Source organism: Amycolatopsis thailandensis (assembly GCF_042723255.1).
Classification (GTDB): Bacteria; Actinomycetota; Actinomycetes; order Mycobacteriales; family Pseudonocardiaceae; genus Amycolatopsis; species Amycolatopsis thailandensis.
The window spans coordinates 62,746-72,081 of record NZ_JBHXJK010000038.1; the positions used below are offsets into that span (position 1 = coordinate 62,746).

Below are 9,336 nucleotides of genomic sequence, written 5' to 3' on the forward strand. Positions count from 1 at the left end.
TCACTGCTCCCGCATCGCGCGGCGGATCTCGGCCAGCTTGTCCTTGGCGGCCTTGTCGCGGTCGGCGATCTTCTTGTCGAGCGAGGCCACGTCCTCCTTGCCGCCGAGGCCCGCGAGCTCGGTCGAGCCGATCGACGTCGTGTACCGCTGCTCGATCCGGTCCCGCACGTGATCGAACGACGGCACGCCGGACTCGCTGTAATCCGGCTCCGGGACCTCGACCGGCGGCGTCGGGTTCTCCTCGACGATCTCGGCGTCGAGGATCTCCGGCTTCTTGTCCGGGCTGTTCTCGGTCATCGTCCACTCCGTCCTGCGTGCCACGGCACGGCTTCGGTCATCAACCCGAGCATGCCCGAAACCAGCCGCATCTGGTCGACCGTGCGGATGTCGGCCTCGACCAGCCGTGGTGAGCACACCACGATCGCGAGCGCCTGCGCCCGCGAGAGCGCCACGTTCAGCCGGTTGCGGGAGAGCAGGAAGTCCAGGCCACGCGGCAGATCGACCGCCGACGACGAGGTCATGGTGGTGATCACCACCGGCGCCTCCTGCCCCTGGAACCGGTCCACGGTGCCCACCCGCACGCCGGGATATCCGGCCTGGTCCAGCGCTCGCGCCACCACGCGGGCCTGCAAGTTGTACGGAGCCACGACCAGGATGTCCTCGTCGCCGAGCGGCCGGGGATCGCCGTGATCGGTCCAGGCCCGGCCGTGGAGTTCGGCCACGAGAGCGGTCACCGCCTCGGCCTCCTCGACCGACCGCGTCGTGTTGCCGTGATGGTCGACCTCGGCCAGGTACAGACCCGCTTCGACGCCGTCGATCTTCCGCTCGGCCGCCGAGGGATGCGAGTGAAGACGGCCCGCATAGGACAGCCGCGACACCGGCGCGCAGACGGCCGGGTGCATCCGGCGGGTCTCGTCGAGGAAGTAGCCGAGTTCGGCCGGGATGATGTCGGCCTCGCCGATCAGGTGCCCGAGCGCGGACGCCTCGGCACCCGCGGGATGCGTGCCCTGCACGACCTGCGGCAACTGTTGCGGATCGCCCAGCAGCAGGAGGTTCTTGGCGCACATCGACACCGCGAGCGCGTCGGCGAGGGCGAACTGGCCCGCCTCGTCGATGATCAGCAGGTCGAACGGCTCTTCCCGGATCGCGGCGTTCGCGAACGTCCACGCGGTCCCGCCGACGAGATGGCCGGTGTCGTGCTCCTCGCGCCATTTCACCAGCGCGGGGTTGGTCTTGGGCTGTTCCCAGGGCGCGGCCGGATCCGGGGTCCGCTTGGCGCGTTTGGCGCACGGCAGGTCCGGCGCGTTCTTCAGCGCGGCGGACAGCACGTTCTCCACGGCCTTGTGGCTGGTCGAGGTGACGGCGATCGTCTTGCCCGCGCGGACGAGCTTCGCGATCAGCCTGCCGGCGAGGTAGGTCTTGCCCGCCCCCGGCGGGCCCTGGACGGCGAGCGTGGAGCCGTCGAGCGCCTCGACGGCTTCGATCACCGTGGTCACCAGATCCGCCCCGGGTTCCGGCAGGGTGCGGTCGTCACGCAGCCGGGGCGTCGTGCGCCGGAGCAGGTCGACGCCGGGATGGGCGGGCAGCACCGGCAGCGCGTCGACGACGAGCCGGGCGAGATCCGCGACCGCGTCGTCCTTGGGGGAGGGCCGCACCGGGCTCCCCGGCAGCACCGCCACCGGGCGGTCGGCGGTGGTCTCGTCGGGCGGGCAGCTCTCTTCGAGGGTCAGTTCCACGGCCGTGGCCGAGACGACCTTGGCGTCCCGCGCGGCCGCGCCGTAGCGCAGGCGGACGTCGTCGCCGGGGGCGAAGGGATGCGGCCGGTCCGGGTCGCAGCGGAGGCTCAGCGAGCGCTTCGCCTTGCGGACCCGGCCCGACGGCGGTACCCATTCCCCGGCCTCCATGGCCACCGGGACGGTGCAGGCGTTGTCGGTCTCCAGGTCGCCGAGCGGGGCGGCGAGCTGGCGGAAGTACTCCCACCAGGCAGGATTCGTCTCGCGGCGGTGATAGCCGACGGACGCGGCCAGCAGCGCGCGGGCGCGGTCCTCGCCGGTGAACTCGGCCGGATCGTCGGGCAACCCGTCCAGCAGCGGATCGACCAGAGCGGCCAGCTGTGCGGCGCGTTCGGCGCGTTTCTGGGCGGCGACGTCCTCTTCGGTCTGGCGGAGCAGAGCGTCCACATCGGACTCTTCGGGCGGCTCGGCGAGCGCGATCCCTTCGTCCACGCGGATCTTGTGGAGGAATTCGAACAGCCGCAGCGTGGAGACGCAGTCGTATTCGTTGTAGTCGCTGATCCCGCGCAGCACCTCGGCCGCGTGCGCGGTCTCGCCGGAAGCGGTGAGCGTCAGGTATTCCTCGTAGGCCTCGATGCTCGAAACCGCCGTCTTGACGTCGCCGTCGCGGGCTTCGGGCATGTAGAGAGGTTCGAGGTATTTGATGGAGTACGACCGTTGCGAGACCCGGAGTGCCTTGCGCACCACGGAATACAGGTCCACCAGGCCGCCGCTGCGCAACAGGTGGTCGACGGCGTCCTCGCGGGTCCCGTGCACGGCGGCGAGCCGCTTGATCGCGGTGACCTCGTACGGGGCGTAGTGGTAGACGTGCGAGCCGGGGTGTTCGGTCAGCCTCGCGGTGGCGAAGTCGACGAACTCCTCGAAGGCACGCTTCTCCTGCGACCGGTTGTGCGCCCAGAACGGTGTGAACTTCGTGCTGTCTTCGTCCGTCACCGCGCCGAAGAGGTATTCGAGCCCTTCACCGGCCAGAGCGTAGGGATCGCCTTCCATGTCGAAGAAGACGTCGCCGGGCGCGGGCGGCGGCAGTTCGGCCAGCGCGTCCGGGTCGATGATCTCGTAGGCGATCTGCCCGGTGGCGTCCTGCCGGACCTGGATCGCGGCTTGCGCGCGCAGCGTGGTGAACGATGTCGTCGAGATGTCGCGCGGCCGGTCTTCCGGTGTGGCCGCCGCGAGTTCGTCGATGGTGCCGAGGCCCGCGGCGACGAGTTTGCGCCGCTGGTCACCGCGCATCCCCGCGACCAGCGAGAGATCCCTGTCGGCCTCGCGGGCGCTCGCGCAGTGCGAGGAGAAGGAACAGCCGCCGCAGGCGGGCCGCTCGTCGGCCCAGATCGGGACCGGCAGGGTCGGCGGCCGATTCTCCAGCCGGGCGCTGAGCCGGTCCACCAGCGGGAGGAAGTCGTCGACCCGGAACGAACGGGTGCTGTGGTCGCCCAGCAGCAGATGCATCCGAGGACCGGCCGGCCAGCCCGCTCGGCGAAGGGCGTCGGCGTACGCGGTCAGCTGGACCACCGCTGCGGGCTTCGCGTGCCTGGCCAGCTTCGTGTCGTAGACCTCGTAGCGGCCTTCGTCGTCCCGCATCAGGAAGTCGGCACGGCCGGAGAACTCGCCGTCGTGGAAGACCGCCTGGTAGATCACCGGGGCGCCCGCCCGTAGCGCCTCCTCGGTGGCTTTCGCGGCGACGACCGGGTCTCGTTCGTCGATCTCGACGACGGCGCTCCGCTCGCCGCGCAGCTTGTCCAGCGTCGCGGCCTCGTGCGCGCGCCCGTGTGTGACCGCCAGCTGATCCGGCCCGGAGCCCGGCCGCGGCGCTCCTGGGAGGCCTGCGGCCAGCGCCTGGTTCAGGAGGCTGCGGTGCTCGCATTCGAGCAGGTCGGCGAGATCGGACGGGGTGTACATCGCCCGGCAGTCTTACATGGACGCTCCGGCGGGCCGCCCCGGCACGCCGGAGTCAGCCGGAGGTGTGGTCGAACTTGAGGTGTGAGGTGATCCGGTAGCGATCGCCCCGGTAGATCGAGCGGGTGTACTCGATCACGCGGCCGTCCGCGTCGCGGGTGGTGCGCTCGAACAGCAGCGCGGGGGAGTGCAGCGGTACACCGAGCAAGGTGGACTCGTCGGTGTCGGTGACCGTGGGTTCGATGACCTGCACGGCCGTCGCGGGGACGACCTCGTATCGCGTGCGGAGCAGCTCGTAGAACGAGCCGGACTCGAAGCCGGCGGCCGTGATGTCCGGCACGAGATCCCGCGGGACCAGAATCCGCTCGATCGCCATCGGCGCCTCTTCGACGACCCGGATCCGGGTGACGGCGACCAGTTGGCGACCGGGGGAGACCTCGAGCCGTTTGCCCAGCCGGGCACCCGCCGGTGTGGTGGCGAAGTCGATCACCCGGCTGCTCCAGTCGCCCTCGGCGGGCGGCGCGTACTGCTCGCGGCCGGTGGCGGGCACGAGGTCCTGGGAGATCTTGCGCGGTGCGGTGAACGTGCCCCGGCCGTGCTCGCGGACCACGAGACCGTCGCGTTCCAGCTCGTCGATCGCGGCCCGGAGGGTGGGGCGCGAGACGCCGATTTCGGTGCTCAGCGCGCGTTCCGAAGGCAGGACCTCACCCGGCAGCCGCCGCTCGATGAGCTGGCGCAGTCGTTCCTTGACCTCTGTCCGCCGCATGGCCGCAGCCTACCCAGTGGTCAGGGGAACTTGGCTGGTGGACAAGTTGTCTAGACCTATTGACTTTACCAGTTCGGGAGGCGACCTTGGTAAAAACTGACCAGTGGTAAAGGAGACAACGATGTCTGCACCGGGGAAGTTTCGCTTCGTAGCCGTCGCCGCCTTGTCGGTGGCCGCCCTCGGGATGGCGCCGGGTACCGCGGCAGGGGCGGCCGCCTGCGGGGCGTTGTTCGACGATTTCCACTACAGCTCGCACACCGACGGTCTCCTTGCCCAGCGCGGCTGGGAAGTGCGCTCCGGTGCCGGAGGTCCCGGCGTCGGCGGCGCGCGATGGGCTCCGGAAGGCATCACGTTCCCGACGTCCGATGGGGACAAGGTGCTGCAACTCGCCTCCGCCACCGACGGCACGCCAAGGGGCACGACACAGACCGAGATCATGCAGTCCGACCGGCGGTTCTTCGAAGGGACCTACGCGGCGCGGATCCGCTTCTCCGACGCGCCCGCGTCCGGCCCCGACGGGGACAGGATCAACCAGACGTTCTTCACCATCAGCCCGCTCCGCTACGACAACGACCCGATCTACAGCGAGCTGGACTTCTCCGAGTACCTGCCCAACGGCGGCTGGGGCGAGGCGGGGCCGGTGAATTTCCAGACCAGCTGGCACACCTACACGCCGGACCCTTGGTACGCCGAGAACAAGAGCGACAGCCAGCGCCGCAGCGTCGACGGCTGGCACTCCGTCGCCGCGACCGTGTCCGACGGCCACGTCCGGTACTACATCGACGGCGCGCTGGTGGCCGACCACGACCGCGGCGGGCCGTTCGACGTCTACCCGCGGCAGGCCATGTCCCTGAACGTGAACCAGTGGTTCATCGACCTCACCCAGCACTCCGGCGGCACGAGCACCTACCTCGAACAGGTGGACTGGGTCTATTACGCGAAGAACGAGGTCCTCACGCCGCAGGCTGCCGTGGACAGGGCCGCCGCTCACCGCTCGTCGGGCGTGCGGTTCGCCGACGATCTCGGTGGCTGTTAGATGTGAGGCGGGGTTCTGCGGGAACGAGGAGTGCGGTGGATCGGCTGACGGAACGTTTCGAGGAACACCGCGTCCGGCTGCGGGCGGTGGCGTACCGGATGCTGGGCTCTGCCAGTGAGGCCGAAGACGCCGTCCAGGACACGTGGCTGCGGCTCAACCGGACCGACGCTTCGGAGATCGAGAACCTTGGCGGCTGGCTGACGACGGTCGTGGCGCGGGTGTGCCTGAACGTGCTGCGCTCGCGCGACCACCGACGGGAGGAACCACTCGACGAGGTGTCCGCCGAACCCGCCGACTCCTCGGCCGACCCCGCCGCCGACGCGGTGCTGGCCGACTCGATCGGGCTCGCGATGCTGGTGGTCCTGGACACGCTGGCCCCCGCCGAACGGCTCGCTTTCGTCCTGCACGACATGTTCGCCGTGCCGTTCGACGAGATCGCCCCGCTGATCGACCGCACCCCGGCCGCCGCGCGGCAGCTCGCGAGCCGCGCCCGGCGCCGCGTCCAGGGCCGCTCCGCCGCCGCGGAACCGGACCTCGCGCGACGACGGCAGGTCGTCGACGCCTACCTGGCCGCAGCCCGCGGCGGGGACTTCGAAGCGCTCCTCGAACTGCTCCACCCCGACGTCGTCCTCCGTGCCGACAAGGCGGCGGGCCTCTCGCCCACGCCGGTCTTCCTGCGGGGTGCCGGCATGGTGGCGCGGGGTGCCGCGGCCGCTTCCGTGCGGGCGGCTGTCACACAGCTCGCGCTCGTGAACGGCGGCGTCGGCCTCGTCATGGCGGACGAAGGACGGCCTTCGGTGGTGCTCGCGTTCACGTTCGAGGACGGGCGGATCACCGAGATCGACGTCATCGCGGACCAGGACCGGTTGCGAGGGCTGGAGCTGGCGATTTTGGACTGATCCGGGTTGCGGTTCGGTCGCGAACCAGTACCGATGACTTCGCCGCCTGGGCGGAGCCGTTAACGATTTTTCGGCATGGTCCGCCTTCTTTTCAAGGCTCTTGGAGCTACGACGAGGAGGCGACCATGTCGGAGGGGACGTCCGGAAAGGCTCGACGCCACAAAGTGCGCGAGGAGGAGACCTACCGGGACGCGTATCAACGCGACCGCGACCGAGTGCTCTATTCATCCGCGTTTCGGAGGCTGGCGGGGGTGGCGCAGGTCGCCGCGGTCAATGAGCAGCTGGTGCTGCACAACCGGCTCACGCACAGTCTGAAGGTCGCGCAGATGGGTCGAAGACTCGTGCAGCATCTGCGTTACAAATCGAGTGACGCGGGTTTTCCGGAGGGATCGGATCTGAACGAGGACGTCGTCGAGACGGCGGGACTCGTGCACGACATCGGGCATCCGCCGTTCGGGCACATCGCCGAGGAGGTCCTCGACCAGCGGCTGGCCCAGGTGGACGGGCTGGAAGGCTTCGAGGGGAACGCGCAGTCCTTCCGAGTGGTGACGAAACTCGCCCGGCGGAAGACGGAGCACGCGGGCCTCAACCTGACCCAGGCGAAGTTGAACGCGATCCTCAAGTACCCGCGCCTCAAGCCGCGTGGTTCGGCCAAGCCGACAGCCTTGTGGACCGACCGTGGCTATGGCGACAAGTGGGGCGCCTATCAGACCGAAAAGGTGGATTTCGATTGGGCGAGGAAAGGCAGCCGCGAGGACTTGAGGTCGGCGAACGCGGTCCTGATGGACTGGGCCGACGACATCAGCTACGCGACCCATGATCTCGAGGACTACTTCCGTGCCGGGCTGATCCCTTTGCATAGTTTGTCGGTCGACAAGGAAAGAATGGTCAAGCATGGCCTCGGTCGTTTGAAGGAACACAAGGGATTCGACGAGTTTCGATTTCGGAACGAGCTCGACACGATCATCTCCGAGTTCGGCGGGCGCCTGCACTCTCAGTGCTGGGAGACCCGGAAGAACCGGGTGCAGATGAACAAGATCAGCAGCGGCCATCTCACCCGGTTCGTGAAGGCGGTCCGGCTTCTCGACGAACCGCCCTACGTGGAGATCGAACAAAGCAGTCAGTACCGGGTCGCCGCGCTGAAGGAACTCACGTGGTTCTACGTGATCGACAGGCCGCCGCTGGCGATCCACCAGGAAGGCCAGAAGAGGATCATCGGCTCCCTCTTCGATCGGTTGCTCGCGTGTCTGGAGAAGTCGCCGAGCAGCCCGAAGATCCCCATCCAACTCCGGGGGATCTATCGGGATATCACGCATGACGACACGGCCGAGGGGATATCCGAGAAGAACAAGGAGGCCCGGTGCGCTCGGGCGGTCACCGACTACATCTGCCTGCTCACCGAGGCACAAGCGGTCGATCTCGGAGAGCGGCTGGCCGGACGGTCGCAGAGTTCGATGTTCGGTACCTGGTTCAACTGAACGTGGGCATGCCGAGGGGCCCGTCGCCGGTGGTGGTGGCGGGCTTCTCGGGTTCAGCGGCGTGGCTTCTGTAGTGGGTCGAGGTATTGGGGTGGAACGAACTCGGGTTTGCCGTCGGTGGCGAGGTGGACTGTCCAGCCGGATTGTCCGTGGATGACCATGTGGTGATAGCGGCACAGCAGGCACAGATTGTTCAGGTCGGTGTCGCCGAGTGCACCCCAGGGAAGAATATGGTGGGCTTCGCAGTGTTTGGGTTTGCGGTGGCAGCCGGGGAAAGCGCACCCGTGGTCGCGGAGGTTCAAAGCCCGGCGTTGCGCGGGGGTGACGGTGCGGGCGGCCCGGCCGATGTCGAGGGGTTCACTCTCCGACCCGAGCACCGCGGGGATGATCTTCGCGTCGCAGGCCAGCATGCGGACGTGGCGGGCGGTGATCCGGGTGACTTCGTCGACACAGGCTGACCCCAGTCCTGTGGTGAGGGTGTCGAGGGGGATGGTGACGACGATGGTGGTGCGGTCCCCGGACAGGGTGGGGGCTTTGTCGTTGGTCATGGCGTAGTGGATGGCGTCGAAGAGTGCGTCGCCGTGGCGTTCGCCGGGGGTGCGGGGGTCGCGGTTGCCGTCCTCGTCGACGGGTCTTCGCTGTCCCCAGGTCTCGAACAAGGCGTTCACGCGAGCCCCGAATTCCGGGTCGAGCAGCCCATGGAGCCGCCACCAGCCATCCTCGCGTTCGCGCACATGCACCTCGCGTGAGGGCGGTGGCAGATCGTCGTCTTTCGGCTCGTTCCCATCAGGATCGAGATGAGCCAGCAGCTCCGCGCCGATCCTGCCGATCTCGTGCGGGCCGGCACGGCGGGCCAGATTCACCAGGATCCGTTCCGCGCCCGACCGGTCTTCCTCTGACACATCCGCCGGGATCTTCTTCAGGAGCGCGAGGATCGGATCCAGCTGCTGATGCCCGAGCTCACCCTCGGCCGCGGCGGCCCCTGCGATGGGGGCGAAGGCGGGTGCGGGGGTGCCGTCCAGATTCCGGCCCTCGTTCAGCGCCACCGCCCGCGCCACGGTCGCACCCGCCTCCTTCGGGCTGACCCGGGCGGTCTCGGCGAACCAGCCCGCCGTCGACCCATGCCCGAACAGTTCCATCGGGCCCCGGGATTCGATCTCCACCAGGAACTGCCCCACCTCCGCCAGCGCCTGCCGCGCCAGCGACAACCGCTCGACCACACCGTGCGCGAGCTCCCGCGCACCGGCCCGCCACAACTCCCGCGGCGGCTCGAGGATTCGCTGACTGGACACCCTGCAAGAATACCAGAAATCGAACACATGTGCGAATGTGAAAAGTGTTTCGAGTTTAGTTTCCGGATCAGGGTGGTTGTGACGACAGGTGATAGTTGGCATCTGCAGGAGATCGTCGGCACAGTGCTGGATGTGATGTCCGTGAAGGCCTCCTTGAGGGACCCTGGGTCCCTCAAGGG

General features: G+C 68.5%; 7 protein-coding genes. 3 read left to right on the forward strand and 4 right to left on the reverse strand.

Annotation, left to right across the window (positions count from 1 at the left end):
- The 3 genes from ACFWMR_RS17560 to ACFWMR_RS17570 are packed head-to-tail and all read right to left on the reverse strand — an operon-like array spanning position 1 to position 4,452.
- Positions 1-297, reverse strand: a complete 297-nt coding sequence (locus ACFWMR_RS17560) for a hypothetical protein (RefSeq protein WP_093934335.1) — start codon at positions 295-297, stop codon at positions 1-3.
- Positions 294-3,689 carry a TM0106 family RecB-like putative nuclease gene (locus ACFWMR_RS17565; protein ID WP_378379082.1) on the reverse strand — a complete coding sequence of 1,132 codons (3,396 nt, stop codon included), beginning with the start codon at positions 3,687-3,689 and terminating at the stop codon, positions 294-296. The genes ACFWMR_RS17560 and ACFWMR_RS17565 overlap by 4 nt, the downstream gene beginning before the upstream one ends.
- A 52-nt stretch (positions 3,690-3,741) precedes the next feature.
- The gene (locus ACFWMR_RS17570; RefSeq protein ID WP_378379083.1) at positions 3,742-4,452 is read right to left on the reverse strand and encodes a GntR family transcriptional regulator; all 711 of its coding nucleotides are present in this window, start codon (positions 4,450-4,452) and stop codon (positions 3,742-3,744) included.
- A 121-nt stretch (positions 4,453-4,573) separates the two neighbouring features.
- Here ACFWMR_RS17570 and ACFWMR_RS17575 point away from each other — a divergent pair, with 121 nt between their 5' ends.
- From ACFWMR_RS17575 to ACFWMR_RS17585, 3 genes are all read left to right on the forward strand, one after another.
- Entirely contained in the window at positions 4,574-5,488 is a 915-nt protein-coding gene (locus ACFWMR_RS17575) for a glycoside hydrolase family 16 protein (RefSeq protein WP_378379084.1), read from the forward strand.
- A gap of 35 nt (positions 5,489-5,523) precedes the next feature.
- Entirely contained in the window at positions 5,524-6,387 is an 864-nt protein-coding gene (locus ACFWMR_RS17580) for a sigma-70 family RNA polymerase sigma factor (protein ID WP_378379085.1), read from the forward strand.
- Between the two features lie 125 nt (positions 6,388-6,512).
- Positions 6,513-7,865: a deoxyguanosinetriphosphate triphosphohydrolase family protein gene (locus ACFWMR_RS17585; protein WP_378379086.1), complete on the forward strand. Its 1,353-nt coding sequence runs from the start codon at positions 6,513-6,515 to the stop codon at positions 7,863-7,865.
- A gap of 53 nt (positions 7,866-7,918) precedes the next feature.
- On the opposite strand, the gene ACFWMR_RS17590 is transcribed toward ACFWMR_RS17585, so the two are convergent.
- Positions 7,919-9,157, reverse strand: coding sequence for an HNH endonuclease signature motif containing protein (locus tag ACFWMR_RS17590; RefSeq protein WP_378379087.1), 1,239 nt, complete (start codon positions 9,155-9,157; stop codon positions 7,919-7,921).
- Positions 9,158-9,336: the final 179 nt, after the last annotated feature.

Bases quoted from the DNA above. Each gene is read 5' to 3' on its own strand.
- ACFWMR_RS17560 (WP_093934335.1), bottom strand. From the start codon at position 297: ATGACCGAGAACAGCCCGGACAAGAAGCCGGAGATCCTCGACGCCGAG.
- ACFWMR_RS17565 (WP_378379082.1), bottom strand. From the start codon at position 3,689: ATGTACACCCCGTCCGATCTCGCCGACCTGCTCGAATGCGAGCACCGC.
- ACFWMR_RS17570 (WP_378379083.1), bottom strand. From the start codon at position 4,452: ATGCGGCGGACAGAGGTCAAGGAACGACTGCGCCAGCTCATCGAGCGG.
- ACFWMR_RS17575 (WP_378379084.1), top strand. From the start codon at position 4,574: ATGTCTGCACCGGGGAAGTTTCGCTTCGTAGCCGTCGCCGCCTTGTCG.
- ACFWMR_RS17585 (WP_378379086.1), top strand. From the start codon at position 6,513: ATGTCGGAGGGGACGTCCGGAAAGGCTCGACGCCACAAAGTGCGCGAG.